At 46.9% G+C, this 20,899-nt stretch carries 17 protein-coding genes; 3 read left to right on the plus strand and 14 right to left on the minus strand.

Annotated elements, in window-relative coordinates; all coding sequences use genetic code 11:
* The 5 genes from BM101_RS06745 to BM101_RS06765 all read right to left on the minus strand — a co-directional run bounded on the left by BM101_RS06745 (position 1) and on the right by BM101_RS06765 (position 4,763).
* The gene (locus tag BM101_RS06745) at positions 1-705 is read right to left on the minus strand and encodes an ABC transporter ATP-binding protein (protein WP_087033893.1); all 705 of its coding nucleotides are present in this window, start codon (positions 703-705) and stop codon (positions 1-3) included.
* 4 nt (positions 706-709) lie between these two features.
* The gene (locus BM101_RS06750; protein WP_087033892.1) at positions 710-1,483 is read right to left on the minus strand and encodes an ABC transporter ATP-binding protein; all 774 of its coding nucleotides are present in this window, start codon (positions 1,481-1,483) and stop codon (positions 710-712) included.
* A gap of 2 nt (positions 1,484-1,485) precedes the next feature.
* Positions 1,486-2,472: a branched-chain amino acid ABC transporter permease gene (locus tag BM101_RS06755; RefSeq protein WP_087034001.1), complete on the minus strand. Its 987-nt coding sequence runs from the start codon at positions 2,470-2,472 to the stop codon at positions 1,486-1,488.
* A gap of 9 nt (positions 2,473-2,481) precedes the next feature.
* Positions 2,482-3,360, minus strand: coding sequence for a branched-chain amino acid ABC transporter permease (locus tag BM101_RS06760; RefSeq protein ID WP_087033891.1), 879 nt, complete (start codon positions 3,358-3,360; stop codon positions 2,482-2,484).
* Between the two features lie 224 nt (positions 3,361-3,584).
* The gene (locus BM101_RS06765) at positions 3,585-4,763 is read right to left on the minus strand and encodes an ABC transporter substrate-binding protein (protein WP_087033890.1); all 1,179 of its coding nucleotides are present in this window, start codon (positions 4,761-4,763) and stop codon (positions 3,585-3,587) included.
* Positions 4,764-5,177: 414 nt separating this feature from the next.
* Between BM101_RS06765 and BM101_RS06770 the strand changes: the two genes are divergently transcribed.
* Positions 5,178-5,681, plus strand: coding sequence for an FUSC family protein (locus BM101_RS06770; RefSeq protein WP_087033889.1), 504 nt, complete (start codon positions 5,178-5,180; stop codon positions 5,679-5,681).
* Between the two features lie 113 nt (positions 5,682-5,794).
* Here BM101_RS06770 and BM101_RS06775 read toward each other — a convergent pair whose 3' ends face one another.
* From BM101_RS06775 to BM101_RS06785, 3 genes are all read right to left on the minus strand, one after another.
* Entirely contained in the window at positions 5,795-9,607 is a 3,813-nt protein-coding gene (locus BM101_RS06775) for an ABC transporter permease (RefSeq protein WP_087033888.1), read from the minus strand.
* Positions 9,608-9,620: 13 nt separating this feature from the next.
* Entirely contained in the window at positions 9,621-10,322 is a 702-nt protein-coding gene (locus BM101_RS06780; RefSeq protein WP_087033887.1) for an ABC transporter ATP-binding protein, read from the minus strand.
* A gap of 111 nt (positions 10,323-10,433) precedes the next feature.
* A complete protein-coding gene (locus BM101_RS06785) occupies positions 10,434-10,961 on the minus strand; it encodes a nitroreductase family protein (RefSeq protein ID WP_177194421.1) in 528 nt (175 codons plus the stop codon).
* A 457-nt stretch (positions 10,962-11,418) separates the two neighbouring features.
* On the opposite strand from BM101_RS06785, the gene BM101_RS06790 reads away from it, so the two are divergent.
* Positions 11,419-12,690 carry a BaiN/RdsA family NAD(P)/FAD-dependent oxidoreductase gene (locus BM101_RS06790; protein WP_087033885.1) on the plus strand — a complete coding sequence of 424 codons (1,272 nt, stop codon included), beginning with the start codon at positions 11,419-11,421 and terminating at the stop codon, positions 12,688-12,690.
* A 241-nt stretch (positions 12,691-12,931) separates the two neighbouring features.
* Here BM101_RS06790 and BM101_RS06795 read toward each other — a convergent pair whose 3' ends face one another.
* Positions 12,932-14,116: a class I SAM-dependent rRNA methyltransferase gene (locus tag BM101_RS06795; RefSeq protein WP_087033884.1), complete on the minus strand. Its 1,185-nt coding sequence runs from the start codon at positions 14,114-14,116 to the stop codon at positions 12,932-12,934.
* Positions 14,117-14,134: 18 nt separating this feature from the next.
* Positions 14,135-14,767 carry a VanZ family protein gene (locus BM101_RS06800; RefSeq protein ID WP_177194423.1) on the minus strand — a complete coding sequence of 211 codons (633 nt, stop codon included), beginning with the start codon at positions 14,765-14,767 and terminating at the stop codon, positions 14,135-14,137.
* 275 nt (positions 14,768-15,042) lie between these two features.
* On the opposite strand from BM101_RS06800, the gene BM101_RS06805 reads away from it, so the two are divergent.
* Entirely contained in the window at positions 15,043-17,199 is a 2,157-nt protein-coding gene (locus tag BM101_RS06805) for an LTA synthase family protein (RefSeq protein WP_087033882.1), read from the plus strand.
* A 48-nt stretch (positions 17,200-17,247) separates the two neighbouring features.
* Here the strand turns inward: BM101_RS06805 and BM101_RS06810 are convergent, their stop codons facing one another.
* From BM101_RS06810 to BM101_RS06825, 4 genes are all read right to left on the minus strand, one after another.
* Entirely contained in the window at positions 17,248-18,681 is a 1,434-nt protein-coding gene (locus BM101_RS06810; protein WP_087033881.1) for a sensor histidine kinase, read from the minus strand.
* Positions 18,678-19,391 (minus strand): response regulator transcription factor, encoded by a 714-nt coding sequence (locus tag BM101_RS06815; RefSeq protein WP_087033880.1) that lies wholly within the window; start codon positions 19,389-19,391, stop codon positions 18,678-18,680. Before BM101_RS06815 ends, BM101_RS06810 begins: the two co-directional genes overlap by 4 nt.
* A gap of 276 nt (positions 19,392-19,667) precedes the next feature.
* Complete coding sequence (locus BM101_RS06820; protein WP_087033879.1) at positions 19,668-20,000, minus strand: single-stranded DNA-binding protein; 333 nt, start codon at positions 19,998-20,000, stop codon at positions 19,668-19,670.
* Positions 20,001-20,273: 273 nt separating this feature from the next.
* Positions 20,274-20,899: IS3 family transposase (locus BM101_RS06825; protein WP_143084438.1), on the minus strand; the 626-nt coding region annotated here is incomplete at its 5' end.

Genomic DNA, 20,899 nt, shown 5'->3' on the forward strand with positions numbered 1-20,899 from the left:
TTAGCCTCCTAAGTAAGCTTTTTGAACTTCGTCACTCGCTAATAATTCTTCCCCTGTACCCGTCAATACGATGTTTCCTGTTTCCAATACGTAGCCGCGATTTGCGATCTGCAGGGCGACTTTCGCATTTTGTTCAATCAGCAGAATCGTCGTTCCTTGTTTCTGGATATCTTGGATGATTCTGAAGATTTCTTTGATGAAGATGGGAGCCAGCCCCATGGAAGGTTCATCCAACAACAACAATTTCGGCTTGGTCATCAAAGCACGGCCCATCGCCAGCATCTGTTGTTCCCCGCCGGATAGTGTCGCGGCATCCTGATTTTTTCTTTCGCTCAGAATCGGGAAGCGTTCGAAAACATGCTCCAAATCCGCCGCGATGTTCTGTTTATCTTTACGGGTGAAGCTTCCCAAGTCCAAGTTTTCTTGAACCGTCAATTCCTTGAAGACATGACGTCCTTCGGGAACTTGCGCTATCCCTTGTTCCACAATTTTTCTGGTCGGCATATGATGAATCGGTTGTCCCAGATATTCAATCTCGCCGGCAGAAGGTCTGACCAATCCGGAAATGGTACGCAGGATGGTTGATTTCCCTGCTCCGTTAGCGCCGATCAAAGTCACGATTTCTCCTTCGTTGACCTCAAAACTGATATCTTTGATGGCCTGGATCATGCCATAGTGAACCGATAAGTTTTTTACTTTCAGCATCTTCTTAATCTCCCCCCAGATAAGCCTTGATAACGGCTGGATTTTTTTGGATTTCTTCTGGCGTTCCATGAGCGAGCAGACGTCCGTACTCCAAAACATAGATTCTTTCGCAGACATTCATTACCAAGGACATGTCATGTTCGATCAAAACAACCGTGATTTTGAAGTCCTTTTGGATTTTACGGATCAAGGCTGTCAATTCCGCTGTTTCTTGCGGATTCATACCGGCTGCGGGTTCATCCAAGAAAAGGATTTTTGGTTTCGTCGCAAGCGCACGTACGATTTCCAAACGGCGTTGTTCCCCATAGGGAAGGTTTTTTGCCAATACATCGTATTTATTTTCCAATTCGAAAATGGCCAGCAACTCCAATGCCTTTGTGCGCATCTCTTCTTCCGCGCGGTAATAAGTCGGTGTCCGGAACAGGCTATGGAAGGTGTTTGAGCCTTTTTTGCTGTGCATCGCAATCAATACGTTATCCATTACCGTCAATTCTTTGAATAGACGGATATTTTGGAAGGTACGCGCCAATCCTAAATCCGTTATCTTGTAAGGCGCCTTCCCGTTCAGCAAGATTTTTTCTCCATCCTTTTCCAGTTCGATGGTCCCTTCGGTAGGCACATAAACACCGGTCAACAGGTTGAAGAAAGTCGTTTTTCCGGCACCGTTCGGTCCAATCAGGCCGATAAGTTCATTCTCTTCGATGACGAAATCAACGTTGGATACTGCGGCCAATCCGCCGAAGTTTTTGGTTAGTTCCTTTACTTCTAATAAACTCATTGTTATTGAACCTCCTTCTTAGCGGAAGCTTTCTTCGCTTTGCGATTCAAAAGTCCTGATATTGTAAATTCTTTGGTGCCCAACAGTCCGCCTGGACGGAATACCATGATGGCGATGATGGCGACTGCGTAGAATATCATCCGCAATTCTCCGAATGATTGCAGGAAAGTGTTCAGGATACCCAAAACGACAGCTGCCACAACGGTACCCGTAACGCTGCCGATGCCGCCGAATACAACGATGATCAAAACATCGATCGATTTTTGGAAAGTGAAATCGCCGGGATTGATTACGCTGAAGTAGGTACCGTATAATGAACCGGCAATGCTTGCTGTAGCCGCACCGATCATGAAGGCAATCACTTTATACGTTGTTGTGTTCACACCCATGGATTCAGCGGCAATTTCATCTTCCCGGATGGCGATGGTTGCGCGTCCTGGACTGCTCTTGATGTAATTGACCGTGATGATGGTCGTGATGATCACTAAAGCAAACAGGACCATGATGAAGCTCAGATTGGATGCGAACGGGAATGAAATGCCGCTGATCCCTCTGGCACCGTTCGTCAAATCCCCCATGTTCAAGATCAGAATACGAATAATTTCAGCAATCCCCAAGGTTGCGATAGCCAAGTAGTCGCCTTTCAAACGCAACGTCGGGATACCGACAACCAAAGCCACGATAACCGAAATGACCATACCCACAAACAAACCTAACAGGAAACCAAGAAAACCTTCAACTTGGGCGCCGATAACAGCTCCGCTGTATGCCCCAATTGCCATAAAACCGGCATGCCCCAACGAGAACTGTCCGGAGAACCCGATGACCAGATTCAATCCGACCGCCAAGATGATGTTGATTAAAATCGTCACCAAAGTGATTTGATAGAACGGAGAAATGATGTTGGTCATAATCCCCATATATAAGATACCAGCCATTAGGGCGATAAGAATGAGCCAACCGAGATTATTTTTGTTAAATTGTTTCATCGTTATCACCTACACTTTCTCTTTAATATTTTTGCCGAAGATACCGGATGGCTTGACGATCAGGATGATGATCAGGATCAAGTAAACGACGGCATCTTTGAACATCGATCCACCATAAGCACTCACTAGCGTTTCAATGATCCCGATAGCGTACCCGCCGACCAAGGCTCCCGGTATAATGCCGATACCGCCGAATACGGCAGCAACGAACGCTTTCAGCCCCGGTGTGACACCCATCAATGGCGAAATGGAATTGTAATAGATACCGACCAATACGCCTGCTGCGCCTGCCAATGAGGACCCTAGAACAAAGGTAAAGGAAATGACGTTATCAACATTGATACCCATCAATTGGGCTGCTTCCGGGTCTGTGCTGACCGCGCGCATCGCTTTCCCCATTTTTGTATATTTGACGATCAGTTGTAACCCAACCATCAATACGACGGTTGTAAGGAAAATCACGATTTGTTGGGAGTTGATGGTCACTCCCCCGAATGTCCAGTTTTGGACTTTAAGTGCTGTGGGGAATGCCTTCACTTCAGGCCCCATAATATAAATCATGACATTTTGCAATAAATAAGATACCCCGATAGCAGTGATCAAGGTCGCTACCCTCGTTGCCCCCCGCAATGGTTTATATGCAACTTTTTCAATCACTACCCCTAAAATGGCGCAGAATAACATGGAAATCAGAATAGCCGGAAATAAGCCCAAGCCTACTCTTTGAATCAAGCCATATCCCACATAAGCGCCCACCATGTAAATCTCACCATGAGCAAAGTTAATCAATTTGATGACACCATATACCATCGTGTATCCTAATGCGATCAACGCATAGATACTCCCCAGGGAAATACCGTTTATCAGTTGTTGAACTAAATTGTCCATTTTACACCTCTCTTTTCTTCTAAACCAGAAATTTTCTTTTATTCTACTGTATCTGTTGTACACTCTATTTTAACTTTTTTTCAATAAAGAACAACCTTTAACTGCCGCGTCCCTATTCTTTTTTTCATAAAGAAAGGTGCTCAGCAAGTTCTGCCAGCACCTCTCTGTTGCTTTAAAATCCTTACTTTATTCAAGCTTAAAAATTGAAACACTCCGCGCCCGGTTTATTTAGCCGGTTCCACTACGGTATTGCCAACTTCGACGCCATTTTGTAATTCGATAACGAAAGCTGATTTAACAGGGTTGTGATTTTTATCAAATGAGAATGTTCCCGTCACGCCTTCAAAGTCTTTTGTTTTTGCTAAAGCATCTGTGATCGCTTGTGGATCAGCACTTCCAGCTGTTTCGATTGATTTGAACACTAAGTTCGCAGCGTCGTATGCCAATGCGGCAAATGAATCGGCAGGTTTACCGTACTTCGCTTGGAAGGCAGCTAAGAATTCTTTTACTTTTGGATCTTCACTGTTTGGAGTGAAGTGGCTTGCATAGTAGACGTTATTTACGTTTTCTGCCCCAGCCAAATCCACTAATACCGAGTTAGCGAATCCATCAGGTCCTAAGATTGGTTGCTTGATTCCCATTTCGCGTGCTTGCTTGATGATCAAGCCGCCTTCTTCATAGTAACCAGGCAAGAAGATGACATCGTAATCCATTTTCGAGATGTTTGTAAGGATCGCTTTGAAGTCGGTATCGCCGGCAGTGAAGTTTTCTTCCGCTACGATTTCGCCGTTAAACGTTTCTTTAAATGCATCTGCCAATCCGATTGCATAGTCTGTAGAGTTATCCACTAAGATGACCGCTTTCTTTGCCCCTAAATCTTTTTGGGCAAATTCAGCAAGTGCAGTCCCTTGGAATGAATCCTGGAAGCAGACGCGGAATACATATTCCAATACGGAATTGCCACTCATTGTTACGCCGTCACCGGTTGCTGCCGGTAAAATTGCTGGCACTTTTGCTCTTGTTACGGCTGGAGATTGTGCATTGGCCGCACCAGTCGTCGCAGGTCCCAAGATTGCGACCACTTTGTCTTGAGTCGCTAAACGGGTTGCAACAGATGCTGATTCAGCTGGCTCAGACTTGTTATCATAAGAGGTGTAGTCCACTTGTTTGCCAGCCACACCACCAGCAGCGTTCACTTGTTCGACAGCCAATTTGATCCCTTGGTCCATCAACGTACCATACGCACTGGCGCCACCTGACAATTCAAAGTTACCGCCTAATTTGATTGTGTCGCCGCTAGCTGCTCCTGTGGCAGTTGTATCGGAAGAGGCATTAGACCCACCGTTGCCGCATGCTCCAAGTATAAAAATAGATGCCAAACCTAGCAAAAATTTCTTTTTCATAAAATATTCCTCCCTTTTCTCACTATATTCTCATGATTGCTTCCATTATGAAGGAGAACCGCAATTTCTCTCCTTAAAATTTAATGTCATTAGTATAGAATATTCTGACAATTTAAGCAACCCCCTTTCGCATTTATTTCGAAGCAAATATATGTTCAATCCTGTTCATCACGTAACGCGTTACGAACTATAAAAAAACTTCCCTCAGCATGCATCCTGCCTCAAATAGATTCTTTTCTGTTCTGATTCCTTATACTGGTGGCTTCTTCAAATAACGGGCAGGATGTACGCTTAAGCGTTAAACGTAAATCCCCTTCTTCATGAAAAAATGCTTGAAATGCCCTTGAATAATTCCGCAAAACGCTTATTATAGAGTTATTGTTTATTTTTTCGAAAGGAAGTGCAAACCCGTTCATGATCTATATTGACAGGGATAAGCTACACATTGGAATGCGCACGGTTAAATCAAGTGTCTCTGTTGGCTTATGTGTCTTATTATTCAAATTATTGGATCGTGGTTCTCCGATGCTAGCCGGTTTGGCTGCTATCTTTGCGCTTCGTGAAGATTGGAAAAGATCCGCCCACTTCGGAATCCGTCGGGTTGGCGGAAATGCTATTGCGGGAGGATTTGCCATTGCTCTTATCGCCATCAAATCCTCTCTGGGATTGGGTTTCATCGCTGATTTCTTCGGTACGGTCATCTTCTTTATCCTTTTGATTACAACCTTAAACGTCCTTACGATGTCGGATGTCATTGTCGGCGCCTCGGCTACTTTCCTGGTTGTTTACTTCAATATCGAAAATGATCAAACCATTTCTTATGCCGTTCAACGGGTATTGGATACGCTGATTGGATCCCTCATTGCATTGAGCGTGAACTTCATCCTCCCTACTTCCAAAAACCCAGCGGAAGATTAACCGTGATGATGAATGCAAAAGAAGCTGTTATCCCAAAATCATTCGGGATAACAGCTTCTTTTATTTTTCTACTTTTTTTTGGAAATAGCGCATCCGCGCATCATCACACTCTTTCATTCCACTGATTTTAGGGCTTCGATCATGTCGACTTTTTTGAGCTTGCGGTGCATGATCAGCATGACGATGATGGAGAATGTCAATGAGAGGATGGCGGCATATAGGTAGCTGAGCGGCAAGATTGTTGCCGGGAACAACAAGAAGTCCACTTCCGCCATTTTCAAGACGGCCGAGCTCAAGAGCGATCCCAATCCGAAGCCGACCAGGATGCCCAGCAAGGTTAAGATGAACGTTTCCCGATAGATGTATAGGCTCACTTCCACATCATAAAAGCCGAGCACCTTGATGGTGGACAGTTCCCGGATCCTTTCGGACACATTGATGTTCGTCAGGTTGTAAAGGACGACGAACGCCAAGGCTGCGGCTGATATGATCAAAACCAAGGTGACGATATCCAAGCTGCCCAAGGTATCGCTGAATGCCCGATCAACGGAACTGATGAACGTAACCAAAGCCACTCCCGGCTCGCCCATCACGGCGGCGCCGAAGCTCCTTTCCCAACTTTCGGGTTCCTCATAAACCAGCAAATCGGTATTCGGTTCCACTCCTTTGATGAAGACTTTTTCGTAAAGAGCGGGTGTCAGATACAAATAATGGTTTGTATAGTTCTCCGTCACCGCTTGGATCGGCACTTGATACGTCTGCATTTCATCGTTTCGGATTTCAATCGTGTCCCCCGGCCCCACATCCAGAATGTTCGCCAACTTCTCGGAAATGACGGCCCCTTCATCGGTCAGCGGTATCGGTTCTTTTGTGATACGGTCCTGCAATCGGACGAAATCATTTATGTTCTCCGTTTCCGCCGGAACAAAGACAGTGACATCCTGAAGATTGATTCCCTGTTTATCCACCTTATAATTTGCTTGTAGCGCCTTTAGGTGGCTGGTTATTTCCGGCGTATCCGAAATTAAGCGGTCATACGAAGCGAGGTTCTCTTCGCTCGTCTCCGGACGCAGCGCCACAATGGCGTCATAGCGCATCACCTCGTTGAACTGCTTTTCCGCCAATCCGGATATGGAGTTTTTGACGCCGTAGCCGGTCAGAATCAGCGCCGTGCAGCCCGCTACGCCCAACACCGTCATGGCATTACGCGCCTTATAGCGCATCAAATTACGTACGGTTATTTTCGAATTGAAGCTGAGCCTCTTCCAAATGAAGGTCACCCGTTCCAAGAAAACCCGTTTGCCGTTTTTGGGGGCTTTCGGTCTCATCATGGAAGCCGGATTTTCCCTCAAGGAAGTTGCCGTAGCCAATGCTGCCGGTCCGATTGTACAGAGCAACGCTATCGTAATCGAAATCAGGGCATAGGAAAGGTAGTAATTGATTTTAAGGGGAGGCAGATTATACAGCGAACCGTAGGCGTTGAAGATGACCGTCGGGAAGAGATGGTAGCCCGCAACCAAACCGATGGCGGTTCCGGCAATGCAGGCAAGCGTTGCATAGACCAGGAATTTCTTCGCGATATCAAAATTGCTGTACCCCAGCCCCTTCAGCGTCCCCATTTGCTGACGTTGTTCATCCACCATGCGCGTCATCGTCGTGAAGCTGACCAATGCTGCAATCAGGAAGAAAAACACCGGAAAGATTTCGGCTATCGCAGACATCCGATCCGCATTGTCGCGGTATTCTTGGTAGCCGGGATTGCTGGAACGGTCCAGCACAAAGTAGACAGGGTCGATCAAATCGGCCAAGTCTTGCTTTGCCTGCTGCACTTTCGCTGCTCCGGACGCAATTTCCTTATCCACATCCGCTTTTTCGGCAGTAAAGGTGGCCAATCCCGCTTGATAATCGGCTTCGCCTTGTTGGATTTTTTGCCACGCTTCATCCAAGGCTTGCTGTCCGCTGGAACGTTGCGTTTCAAGTTCCGCACGGCCGCTGTCCACTTGCGCCTGCCCATCCTGCAGTTTCACCAGGGCAGCCGCCAATTCCAGTCTGCCTTCTTCAAGCAATTGACCCTGTTCGGCGAATTGTTGATCCGCCTGGGCAATCTGTGCAGCGGCGTCAGCCATGAACGCTTGAACCTTTTCTTCCAGAAGTTGTTGTTTGGCCAACAGCGCTTCCCCTTTTACGGTCAAGGCTTGGCCATCCGCTTCCAACTGTGTTTGGTCCTGCGCCAGAGCCGCTTCTTCCGTTGCGCGTTCCGCTTCAAATGCGCTGCCGGCTGCCGCCAAAGCCGTTTGCCGCTCGGCTAAGCTTTGACCTTTCTGCTCCAATGCGCTCTGCCGTGCATCCAAATCGGCCTCTTGCTGAGCGAGCGCCGCCTTTTCGTCATCCAAGGCCGCCTGCAAGCCTGTCAATTCAGCAAGGCCCGCTTCCCGATCGGGGCTATCGGCAGGTTCCGCCTCCAGCAGCAGCTGTTGGGCAGCGATGGCCGCCTGCCGTTCACTGAATTCCGCCTCTTTTGCTGCTTTTTCCATTTGAAAGGCGGTCAATTCCGCAGTAAAGGCGGCCATTTCGGTTTGAAAGGTTGCACCGTCCCCTTCCAGAGCGCTCTGTTGCAGCTGCAGCTCATCGCCCTTGGCAAGGAGCGCTGCGGCTCTTTCTGCCAACGCTTTGCCTTGTTCTTCCAGCAAGGCTTGTCCGGCCTCCAACTCAGCCTGTCCAGCCAGCAGTTCTTCTGCCAAAGCGGCGATTTCATTGCCTGCTTGCGTATCGGGGACATTTGCCAAAAACGCTTCGATCGAAGCATCTCCGCCCATTTGTCCTTGGATGGCGGCCTTTTGGGTTTCCCAATCCGCTTTGGCATCGTCATAAGCTTGCTTATTCGCGTTGTAGGTTGCCAAGCCATCTTCGTATTCCGCCTTGCCCGAATCGAGTTCCGCTTGACTGGCGTTCAGTGCGCTTTCCGCATCGGCCATTTTTGCTTCAAACAGCTTTTTATTGTCTGTGTATTCTTTCGTGCCGTCGTCCAGCTTTTTGCGGGCATCCAGCAATTCCTGTTCCGCCGCGGACAGCTTATCTTTCCCTTCCTGCAGTTTGTCCTCGGCCTCTTTTATTTTCTTTTGGCCTTCTGCGCGGATTTCGTTGATGCGTTCCATCGGGCGTCCATTCAGGGCCAATTCGGTTTTAGCCGACAAATCGGCGATCGTCTCATCATAGGCATCGGTATAGCCGATTTCGGCCTGCGCCTGTTTGAACGTCAGGTAGACTTCCGTGTAGACACCGCCGGACAGGTCGGCTTCAGCGACGACCGCGAAACCATCCAGGCTGCCTTTCCCGACAGTCGTGGAGCCGCGGGTGGCCCTTTCGATATAGATTGGAGAATGCACAAAGCCGACAACCGTATAAGCCTGATCCTTGATGGCGATGGTATTTTTGGCTTCTTCATCGGACAGTCCCTCCGTGGGCGCCGTCTTGAATGAAATTGTGTCGCCGATCTGATAGGTCTCCATCAAGTTCTGTTCGGCATCGAGCGCTATTTCCCCGCTCTGCTGCGGAAGCCTTCCGGAAACCAGCTCGTACTGGTTCACCTGGCCCTCCCTATCGCTGTAAGGAAGGAGCTTCACCAAAAAATCGCTCCCCGCCATTTCGATATCCAGCGTTTTCAAAGGATAGACGCTCGCTCCTTCCATGTTTGCGAGTATAGCGATGTCCTTGTCTTCCAGCCCATAGGTGGATAATACTTTTAAGTCATACAGATTTTTTTCAGCGTAATAGCGGTTGGCCGTGTCCAACATATCCGGTCCGGCCGCTTTGATGCCGGCAAAGAAGGCTACGCCCAGCGTTATGATGGCCAATAACGCCAGAAAACGGGCCGGGCTTTTCCCTATCTCTACCCAAATGTCTTTCCAAAGCGCCTTTTTCTTCATCCCGTCCGCCCCCTTACCATTCGATTTCCGTCACCGGTTTGGGGTGAGGATTCTCATGGACGGCGCGTACTTTCGCATTATTTATTTCGATGATGCGGTTTGCCATGGCGGCGATGGCTTGATTATGGGTGATCACGATGACGGTTGTGCCCGTATCGACGCAGGTGTCCTGCAACAATTTCAACACCTGTTTACCGGTCTCATAGTCAAGAGCGCCGGTTGGTTCATCGCAAAGGAGCAGCTTCGGCCGTTTCGCCAATGCCCTTGCAATGGCAACGCGTTGCTGTTCCCCGCCTGAAAGCTGAGCGGGGAAATTATCCATCCGTTCCGACAGCCCCACTTCCTGGAGCACCTCAGCGGCATCCCGGGCATGAGGCGATATTTGGGCAGCCAATTCCACGTTTTCTTTTGCCGTCAAATTCGGCACCAGATTATAGAATTGGAAAACGAAACCGACATCCCTTCTTCGGTAGGTCGTCAATGCTTTCGCGGTAAACAATCCGATATCTACGCCATCTATGACGATATGCCCTTCATCCGCATCATCCATGCCACCCAGTATGTTCAGGACCGTCGACTTGCCGGCTCCGCTGGGGCCCAGGATCACGACAAACTCGCCTTCATTGATGTCAAAGCTGATTTTATCATTTGCGGTGATTTTGGTTTCCCCCATTTGATAAAATTTGCTGACATTCTGCAAGGATATGTACGCCATCTCTTTCACATCTCTTCTTCTGAAATTTTATTTTTTCTTTACCAAAAAAACCGTCCAGAACCATACTTGCGTAAGTTTCTTAGACGGTTGCATTCTCCAGGCATTATGCGGTCATTCCACGATGTTATAGCTGATTTTATCCAGCGTCGGTTCTCTTTCGATCAAATAGCCGTGGGGATAGCCTACTACCAATCCCGCTACCGGGCTGAATCCTTCCGGAATCCCCAATTTCCCCTTAAGGCCTGGCGCAGCCAAGGTGCCGTTAAACATGATTCCCATCAGGAAACAGCTCCCCAAAAACTGCTCCGTCGCTTGCAGATGCATATTCTCCACAATCACGGCTGCGTTGGCGATATTGACCGGTTGATCGGCTTCCTTTGCCGATACCAGGAACAGAACCGGTGCATCGTATAAAGGATTTGCTTCCGGCTTGCCGGTTGCTTCAACTGCAGCTGCTTTTATCGCAGCTAACGCTTCGGCATTTTTGACGACAGTAATGTGCAGATTTTCGAATAATTTACGGCCGACAGGCGCAGCTTGGCCGGCCTTTAAAATAATTTCTATTTGCCCTTGCGAGAGTGTCGTTTTTTGAAACTTACGGGTTGATTGTCTTTCGTATAACGCTTTCATAAATTCCATCCTAAATACCTCATTTCTTAAATGGTAACGCTTGTCTAGAAACATTATACCTCATTTCGCCAAAAAAAAGAATGGGAACAGGATTTTACAAAAGCAAAAAGCTTTTGCCCACAAGCGGCGTGTTGCGGCACGCGCTTGTTTTTCCTGTTCCCACCCAAGGAGGGGGAGTAATGAACGTGCTTCAAAATACAGAACAGTGTCCCTTTTTGGAGCACGCTTGAAAAAGAAATTATTATCTTCAGCCATGGATAGAGTATAGCTTGGATTATTGAATTTAATAGGAAGAAAAAACGTTCTTTCTTGATTTTTTTGTGAAAAATCCGTGTTTTCCTTGCAGAAATACAATTTTCAAAGTGAACGCTTGATGAATAAAAAAAGAAAAGCTTCTCATGACCATTTCCAGACCCACTTATCTGTGATAAAGTAAGTGCAATAATAGAACGGAGTAAGATAAATCATGAAAAAACGCATAATCATCATAGGCGGCGGCGCAAGCGGGCTGATGGCAGCCTGCACTGCCGCAGAAACCGGCGCGGAAGTCATCCTTTTGGAACAGAATCCCAGCCTCGGCAAAAAACTTTTACTGACCGGCGGCGGACGCTGCAACGTCACCAACAACCGTCCCGAAGAAGAAATCATCCGGCATATACCCGGCAACGGCAAATTCCTGCACAGCACCTTCACGCAATTCAATCAATACGATATCATGACCTTCTTCATCCAGAGGGGCGTCGTCCTGAAAGAAGAAGATCACGGCCGCATGTTCCCCGTTACGGACAAGTCCCGGACGATACTGGATGCCTTCATCGAGGAACTGAAGAGAAACAACGTCATCGTCCGTACAAACATCAAGGTCGACAGACTGTTGATGGAAAATGGCTTCGTTACCGGCGTCCAGCTGGAAGACAGCGAAATCGTCCTGGCCGACCGCATCGTCCTGGCGACGGGTGGGAAAGCTTTGCCCCGCACCGGCTCCAAAGGAGATGGCTATAAATTTGCGAAAGCTGCTGGACATACCATCACGGAATTGTACCCGACCGAAGCGCCCATCACTTCCGATGCGGATTTCATCCGATCACAGGAATTAAAGGGCCTCTCTCTGCGTAACGTCGCCTTGAGCGTGAAGAACAAAAAAGGCAAGACGGTCGTTTCCCATCAAATGGATATGATTTTTACACATTTCGGCGTATCCGGCCCGGCCGCCCTTCGTTGCTCCATGTTCATCCACCAAACGAAGAAACGCGACAAGACGGAATCCATCACGATGGCGCTGGACGTCTTCCCCGAGCAGTCACTGGGGGCTGTGGAACAAAACCTGCAAAAATTGATCAAATCCCAGCCGGAAAAAAGCATCAAAAACGGCTGGAAGGACCTGATGCCGGAACGCTACCTGCTGTTTGGCTGCGAAAAGGCGGAAATCGATCCCCAGAAATCGCTGAAGGAACTGACGCCGAAGGAAATCAAGGCTTTCGCGGCTTTCTGTAAAAACTTTGAATTCCAGGTAAACGGAACCCATCCCTTGGATAAGGCTTTCGTTACCGGCGGAGGCGTCTCCACGAAGGAAATCAATCCTAAAACGATGGAGAGCAAGCTGACGCGCGGCTTGTACTTCTGCGGCGAGTTGATTGACTATAACGGCTACACCGGTGGCTACAACATCACCGGCGCCTTCGTGACCGGGCATGCAGCCGGCCACCACGCCGCTACCGATGAATACCAAGAGGCCTGATTGTACTGAATAAACGATTGACATTATACCTAACGAAAAAGAGGCTGGACAGACAAAGTCCAAGCCTCTTTCCTATTCCCTGACAATTAATCGTAAACGGGATTCATCGCACGCTGTATAAACGTGTTCCAAAAAGCAGACCCGACGTCACTTCACGAATAATGCTCAGATGGTCTGCAACCATCCTCCGCTTCTTCGCTCCAGTGATTCGGGTCTGAACGCTTTTTGTCTCACTCTTCTTCTATCTTGCGGTTTTTTTGATGACGAACACCTTCAGATAGTCGCTGGTCCTGCTGCCTGCCGGCACGGCAAAATCGGCCGGTAAATGGAAGGTTCCCAAAATCCGATAGCCAGAATTGCTGTTCTGGAAAGCTTGCGCAATGTCTTGTTTAAAGTTCTTTTCCTTATAGTTCGAGGCATTCGATGAGACAATCAACAGTCCATCCGTCTTCGTTATTTGAATCAGTTCTTCCAACAATTGCGTGTAGTCCTTCGTCACCGAGAAGGTGCGTTTCTTCGTCCGCGCAAAACTTGGCGGATCGATGATGGTTACATCGAATTGCAGCTCTTTCCGGATAGCGAAACGGATATAGTCAAAGACATCCATCACATAGATTTTATGCTGTTCCGGATCCAGATTGTTCACTTCGAACTGTTCTTTCGTCCGTTCCATCGAGCGGTTTGCGACATCCACACTGGTCGTCTGCACCGCTCCGCCCATCGCTGCCGCAACGGAAAAGGCTCCGGTGTAGCTGAACGTATTCAGCACGGTTTTCCCTGCGGCATAATGTTCCGTCAACGCTGCCCGGACTTCGCGTTGGTCCAAGAAAATACCGGTCATCAGGCCATCATTCAGATAGGTGGCATAGCTGATGCCGTTTTCCTTGACGACCAATGGTTCCGGCGCTTCTTTTCCAGAGACGAAACGGCTGATCACGTTATCGTTGCGCTTGTAACGGAATTTTTCGTAAATCCCTTTTATTTCCGGAAAGGCAGCCTGTAAGGCATCCGCTATTGGCGCTTTGTAACGGAAGATCCCTTCGCTGTACCAAGAGATAACCGCGAAGCCGTCATAGAAATCGACGGTCACGCCGGGGATTCCGTCCCCTTCCGCATTGAACAAGCGGTAAGCGGTCGTTTCGGAATCATTTTGAAAAGATTGGCGATTGTGCTTTGCCGTTTCAAATTTCTTTTTGAAAAAAACATAGTTGAAAGTATCGCTGCTGTCCTGTGAGAATACCCAGCCGACGCCCTTGTTTTGTTTTGCCAAATAGGCTTTTGCGACAAATTCCTGTTTAGGGGTAACCAGGTCAACGACTTCCCCCTCCTCAAAGAACAGGTCTGATTGGAAGTCTTCCGCTTGCAGCAAAGGGTTTCCGCCCTTTATTTTCTTCATTGAAAGCTGTGTAATTGTTTTTCTGCTCATCGTTTTTTCTTCCTTTAATTAAGTTATTTTTTGTCTGTTCCTGAATCTTTCCATCAGCAGCAATAGCCCATAGCCGATTGCTGTCCCCCATGTATTGAAAAGGACATCATCGATATGCGTCACGCCCGTCTGAAAAATCAGCTGCAAAAATTCGATGGCGCAAGAGAATGCGAACCCCATCCATACAGTTTTGTAAAAGGAGCATCTTTCCTTCAGCAAATATTTCCCGAAAAATCCCAACGGCATGAACCAGAATACATTCCCCAAGGAATTGTAGTATGCTGAAAAACCGGAATCTCCGTAAAAAAGCTTGATCGTATCCACCAACGGGACCAAATGAACCGCAGTCCAATCTATCTTATGGTATTCCACCGTGAAGAAGGTTTCTTCGTTGCGGAACACGGTCAATTGGAGCAGCAATACGATATATATGAACAAGAGATGTAAAATGCCTTCCCTGGAAAAAGAAAAGGATTTCCCTGTTTTTCTCTTCTGTATCAGGAGGTAACATGCCCTGTAGGCGAACCAAATCAGATAATACAAAATTGTTTTATCCACACTGGTAAAAATCAATCGAATAAGTGGAAAATGATTGATGGACAGTTCAAATGAAGCCGCCACATAATCATAAAGACCTTGTAAGAAAATCATAGCATTCGCACACCTTTTATTCATATTAATGAAGACAATCCTATTGAAAGACCCATTTTCTCGAAAAAAGCAAAAAAAAGCAACCGTTCTTCATCAAAAATTAGGAAATTCTTTACTTTGCTTCGATTGACTTCGGATATTATTGGTACTATAATAACATCGACTCACTTTACAAGAAATTCACAATGATAACGCACTATCTTAAAAAAGCATACATGAACTGCATATGTTCTTTACATATATGTTTGTAAAATGTCCCTAGGAGGTCTATTTTTTTGAAACAAAAAATTTCTGAATATTTGAATTCACGTTTTGGATTCTTTCTTTTCGCAGTCGTCCTGTTTTGGCTAAAAACCTATCTCGCTTACCATACGGCATTCTCGTTGGGTGTGGATGGTTGGTTCCAGCAGCTGATTCTATTAATCAATCCGATTGCGACCACCCTATTGATATTGGGACTGTCCCTTTTCGTTAAGGATCCCAAAAAGGGTTATACCGCTCTGATTGTCCTGTATATTTTCAATTCGATCCTGTTATTCGCGAACATCACCTATTACCGGGAGTTCACCGATTTCTTGACCATCAAAACGATTTTCGGTTCTGCTAATGCAACAAAGAACCTGGGATCGGGCGTCATCGCGATGCTTGAACCGATGGATATCCTCTATTGGATCGATGCTTTCATTCTGATCTATGTCTATAAAAAGAAGGTCAGTAAGCGTCTGGATACCCGCGTCTTCAAAAAAAGATGGGCCTTCGTGACACTTGGTGCAGCTATCCTTGTTTTTATCGCTAACCTTAGCTTGGCTGAAATCAGCCGCCCGCAATTGTTGACCAGAACCTTTGACCGCAACTACATTGTAAAATATTTGGGCATAAACGTCTATACAGTCTACGATGGCATCAAAACCGCCCAAGCGAACCAAGTGCGTGCCAGTGCCGACAGTTCCGATATGTCTGCTGTCTTGGATTACTTGGGTACGCATTACGCCGAACCGAATGAAACCTATTTTGGCCAAGCGAAAGGTAAAAACGTCGTCTATCTCCATCTGGAAAGTATGCAACAGTTTCTGATTGACATGAAGCTGCCGGATTCTACCGGCGTGATGAGTGAAGTGACGCCCTTCCTGAACAGCCTGTACCACAGCAATGATTCTTATAGCTTCAGCAATGCTTTCCACCAAACCGGTCAAGGAAAAACCAGTGACGCTGAATTGATGATGGATAATTCCTTATTCGGATTGCCTCAGGGATCAGCCTTCACCCAAATTGGCGGAGACAATACATTCCAATCAGCTCCTGCCATCTTGGGCGAGACAGGTAATTACACTTCTGCCGTTTTCCACGGTAACGTTGGTTCATTCTGGAATCGCGATAATGTGTATAAATCTTTCGGCTATGACTATTTCTTCGATGCGAACAGCAGCTACACGCTGACCGACGAGAACTCAGTGGAATATGGTTTGAAAGACAAATTATTCTTCAAAGATTCGGCCCAATACTTGGAACAATTGCCGCAGCCATTCTATGCGAAATTCATCACCGTTTCCAACCACTTCCCGTTTCCTAAGGATGAGATGAACAATACTTTCTCACTGGACACAGGCGACGAAACGATTGACGGCTATTTCAACACTGTCCACTATGCGGACGCTGCATTGGCTGAATTCTTCCAATATATGAAGGATGCCGGTCTTTATGACAATACCATCTTCGTTTTGTATGGCGATCATTTCGGTATTTCAAGCTCCCGCAATAAGACATTGGCGCCGCTTATCGGTAAAAATGCCGATACTTGGAATCAATACGATGATGCTATGATGCAAAGAATACCGCTCATCATCTATGATCCAGGATCCGGCACTGGTAAAATCAGCGACGTATACGGTGGTCAAATCGATGTCTTGCCGACAGTGCTGCATCTATTGGGTGTCGATACAGCTTCCTATGTGCAGCTTGGTCAAGATTTATTGTCCAAAAACCATGAGGAACTCGTCGCATTCCGTAATGGGACGATCGTTACCGATAAATACACCATTTTAGGTAATAACGTCTATAGCACGGAATCCGGCAACCTTATTTATCAGACACCGGAAGTGACTGAAGCAGTCGCAGCTATCCGCAGCAAGGCCGAAACGCAGCTTGCCATGTCAGATCATATCATCAACGGCGATCTGCTCCGCTTCTACACACCGGATGGCTTTGTACCGGTAGACAAGAGCGAATACAGTTATCTCAATTCCCCTGCTCAACTGCAGCAGGACGTCGCAGCGCTTGGCGATTTGAACACATCCCTCTATTACAAAAACAACGGCGTTTCCTCTGTCCCTCTGTACAAGACGAACGCACCTGAATTACCGGCCAATCAGGCAGCCGCTGGAGCGGCTGCAAGCGTTACTGCAGAACCGGCCCAAACGGAAACAACCGAATAAAACCGCCAAAAAGGCAGCCAGGAATAACATCCTGACTGCCTTTTTGGTTTAACCCTCGGTTGCGTTCATTTTTTCCAGATAGGCTTTCTTAGGGAATTTGATCGTGAAAGTTGTTCCCGCACCGGGCGTACTCTCCACATCGATCATGCCTTTATGGTTCAGCACCAAGGAGTGGACGACGGCCAAGCCGATGCCGGACTCCCCGAATTTTGTGTTCTTACGCGAAACATCCACTTTATAAAATCTTTCCCAAATGCTCGTGATATCCTTCTTTTCGATTCCGATTCCGGTGTCTTTGACCGTGATGACTTGGTAGTTCTCTTCGGCGGAAACGGCCAAATAAATATCTCCATTCGCAGTGAATTGAATGGCGTTCTGCGTTAGATTCACCAGAATCTGTATGAAACGGTCATAATCCGCATAAATTTTCATGTCGGCGCCTGCGTCGACATGAATCTGGTTGCCTTTTGCCTTTGCCTTCTCCTGAAGCTGATCCGCCACATTTTCCAATGCCTCTTTTGCCGAAAATTCCTGTTTCACCAATACGATTTGATTGGATCGTATTTTTTCATAATCGAGATTCTCATTCACCAAGCGGATCAAGCGTTTGGCTTCTTTTTGCATCAATTCCATGCTGCGGTTCCGACTTTTTTCCGGAATCATATCATGTTGCAGCCCTTCCAGTATGCCGTTTATCGTGGTGAGCGGGGTCCGCATCTCATGCGCCACATCCATCATGAATTGCCGGCGCACATTTTCTTGCCGTTGGATTTCTTCGTTGGATGCTTTCAATGATACAGCCATCTGATTAAAGTCTTCGGACAGTTCATCGAATTCGTCTTTATGATGGTTCTCCAAAGAGATGTCAAAATTGCCTGCAGCAATCTCACGGGTCGCTTTGCGCATCCGGTTGATGCGCCGGGTCAGATAGTTGGCAAAAGCTAAACTGAGGGCAATCGCCAGTCCGGTCGAAATAAACACAGCAATCCATAAATTTTTATGGATTTCGTTGATTTTACTCTGAATGCCGCTGACTGGTGACCCCACGGCGATGAATCCGGTGAATTCCGCAGTATCTTTATTGAATAAGGGCAGATAGACCGTCACAAAGGAGACATCTTCATTCATAAATCCTTTGTCCCTATGCGTCAAAGAAATCCGGTTCCCTTTTTCCAAAAGAGCGAAGTCTTTTGCACTGATGCCGCTGGAATACTTGTTGTCCGCCTTGGGATAGAGCATCTCGTCTTTGGCATTGAAGATCGCAAAAGAAACGTCCTGATTCGTTACCAGTTCTGCTCCGCGTTCCAGCTCCTGGATCGTCATGTTCTGTTTGATGACGGACTCGGCATAGCCGAACAATTGCTCTTCTTTTTCATTATATACGTTTGTCGTTATGTACTGGACAAAAATGATGCCCATCGTTCCGACCGTAATCAGGATGATCGCAAAAAATGCCAAAATTTGTTGGTAGACATACCTCATTTATCTTCCACTCCGCTGTCGTCGAACTTATAGCCCACACCCCATACCGTCTGAATGACTTGTGGTCCGACCGCTTCGATTTTTTGTCTAAGTTTTTTGATGTGCGCATCGATGGTCCGTTCATCACCGAAATAAGGGTCTTCCCAGATGCGCGTCAACAGATGTTCCCGGGAAAATACTTGTTTCGGGTGTTGCGCCAACAAGGCAAACAGCTCAAATTCTTTCGGGGTCAAGCTTTCGATCTGCTGGCCGTCCAGATAGGCCTCTCGGGTCATCGTGCTTATTTTGACATGTTCCGTCACGACGTCAAAATCCTCTTCAGCAACCTTTTGGGTATGGTCCACTTTCGAGCGGCGATACAGTGCCTTGATTCGTGCCATCAACGTCAACGGACTGAACGGCTTGGTCACATATTCATCTGCACCGATTTCCAGACCGATGACCTGGTCGCTCTCGGAATCGCGTGCCGTCAGCATGATGATGGGGACGATCTGCGATTGCTTCCTGATTTCACGGCAAACCTGCATGCCATCCATACTCGGGAGGTTCAGATCCAGTATGATCATATCCCATTTCGTATTGTTCTCGGTGAAGGCATCCAAGCCCTCTTTCCCGTCATATTTGAAGTTTGCGTGCCATTCCTCTTTTTCAAAAAACATCGCCATCATTTCGCAGACCGCTTCGTTGTCCTCTATCATCAGAACTTCCATTTTTTACGCCCCTTTTCGCTTCTTCCCTCTATTATATCTTTTTTCCGAAAGTATTAGAATCATCATGTACAGAGTACCATAGACCTATGAAAAAAATGTGAATAAACAGCGAAAATACGAATTTCCAAAAGAAAAAAAGGAATATCCCCTTGCTGCCATTGCAAAAAAATAAACCATACGGCCACACCAAGCGCGGTTCCATATGGTTTATTCCCATTGCCGATGAACAGATAAGATCTGATCCATGTTCTTGTTCTGCACCAGCCAGAGGGGAAGCTAGACGGCTTCCTGTTCTTTCTTCGATTCGACGAAATAGAGATCTTCTACGACCAATTCTACCACATAGACGTGCTGTTCCTGTTTATTGATGTAGGAACGGGAAACCAAATGCCCATTGACGCCGATCTGGTTGCCTTTTGCACAATACTGGTCCACCAATGTTGCCGTGGCCCCCCAAAAGACTACCGGGATGAAGTCGGCCTGCTGCCCTTCCTCCGCCTTATGGATTCTTTGCACAGCCAAGGTATTGTTGCAGACCAGCTTATCCCCGTTGACTTGCTGTACTTGTATCGGTCTTACCAATCTTCCAATCAATGATACCTGATTCAATACGATCCCTCCTTTATTCTTACTGTCTATAATATACGCAGAAGGCGAAATTCCCCTTTTTCCAATTCGAGGAAAGACAAAAAAACTGAGGGCAAGCCGGAATGGTGTGCCTCCCGTCAATAGGACAGTAAAATATTTAAACAGTTTTACAGACTGCTCCCCGTAATGTGGGGCAGTTTTTTGCGTATATAAACCTGCCGCGCTTACGCTTGGCTGCCCACACGTTTTATGAGCGAAGCACAAAACGCTTCACTCACAAAACGTGAGGGTTCATTAGGCTGCCTCGAAATAGTGGTCATGAAACTCCATTGGAGTCATGATATGCAACTTTCTTTGAATGCGTCTATTATTGTAGTATTCCATATAATTGTGAATCATATTAATCAAAGAAGAACGACTCGTAAATTTACGACGGTAATATTTTTCACGCTTAATGAGCGCCCAAAACCCTTCCATAGGGCCATTATCAATACAACGAGCGACACGGGACATGCTTTGTATCATACCCGCCTCTCTCAAACGCGCACAGAATTGCTTGCTTGTATATTGAAATCCGCGATCACTGTGAAACAACGGATGAGCATCCGGTTCATTTTGTATGGCCGCATCAAAAGTCTGGAGGACTACCGGCATATCGTTTCGATCACTAATTATGTAGGCGACAATTCGACGGTCATAAAGATCCAAAATGGCACTCAAATATACTTTCTTAATTTCCGGTCCTTCGTAATACTTGAATTCGGTCACATCGGTCAACCATTTTTCATTTGGTGCATCTGCACGAAAGTTCCGGTTGAGGTGATTTTCGGCGATATGATACGGATTTTGTGCACCTTTGGTGATGCTATTTGCACGATGCTTGATTCGGGATTGGATTTGTTGGCTACGACAGATCCGAA

This window comes from Trichococcus palustris (assembly GCF_900114465.1).
Classification (GTDB): Bacteria; Bacillota; Bacilli; order Lactobacillales; family Aerococcaceae; genus Trichococcus; species Trichococcus palustris.

Excerpts from the sequence above, each read along its gene's own strand:
- BM101_RS06745 (WP_087033893.1), bottom strand. The coding sequence starts at position 705 with ATGCTGAAAGTAAAAAACTTATCGGTTCACTATGGCATGATCCAGGCC.
- BM101_RS06750 (WP_087033892.1), bottom strand. The coding sequence starts at position 1,483 with ATGAGTTTATTAGAAGTAAAGGAACTAACCAAAAACTTCGGCGGATTG.
- BM101_RS06755 (WP_087034001.1), bottom strand. The coding sequence starts at position 2,472 with ATGAAACAATTTAACAAAAATAATCTCGGTTGGCTCATTCTTATCGCC.
- BM101_RS06760 (WP_087033891.1), bottom strand. The coding sequence starts at position 3,360 with ATGGACAATTTAGTTCAACAACTGATAAACGGTATTTCCCTGGGGAGT.
- BM101_RS06765 (WP_087033890.1), bottom strand. The coding sequence starts at position 4,763 with ATGAAAAAGAAATTTTTGCTAGGTTTGGCATCTATTTTTATACTTGGA.
- BM101_RS06770 (WP_087033889.1), top strand. The coding sequence starts at position 5,178 with ATGATCTATATTGACAGGGATAAGCTACACATTGGAATGCGCACGGTT.
- BM101_RS06775 (WP_087033888.1), bottom strand. The coding sequence starts at position 9,607 with ATGAAGAAAAAGGCGCTTTGGAAAGACATTTGGGTAGAGATAGGGAAA.
- BM101_RS06780 (WP_087033887.1), bottom strand. The coding sequence starts at position 10,322 with ATGGCGTACATATCCTTGCAGAATGTCAGCAAATTTTATCAAATGGGG.
- BM101_RS06785 (WP_177194421.1), bottom strand. The coding sequence starts at position 10,961 with ATGGAATTTATGAAAGCGTTATACGAAAGACAATCAACCCGTAAGTTT.
- BM101_RS06790 (WP_087033885.1), top strand. The coding sequence starts at position 11,419 with ATGAAAAAACGCATAATCATCATAGGCGGCGGCGCAAGCGGGCTGATG.
- BM101_RS06795 (WP_087033884.1), bottom strand. The coding sequence starts at position 14,116 with ATGAGCAGAAAAACAATTACACAGCTTTCAATGAAGAAAATAAAGGGC.
- BM101_RS06800 (WP_177194423.1), bottom strand. The coding sequence starts at position 14,767 with ATGATTTTCTTACAAGGTCTTTATGATTATGTGGCGGCTTCATTTGAA.
- BM101_RS06810 (WP_087033881.1), bottom strand. The coding sequence starts at position 18,681 with ATGAGGTATGTCTACCAACAAATTTTGGCATTTTTTGCGATCATCCTG.
- BM101_RS06815 (WP_087033880.1), bottom strand. The coding sequence starts at position 19,391 with ATGGAAGTTCTGATGATAGAGGACAACGAAGCGGTCTGCGAAATGATG.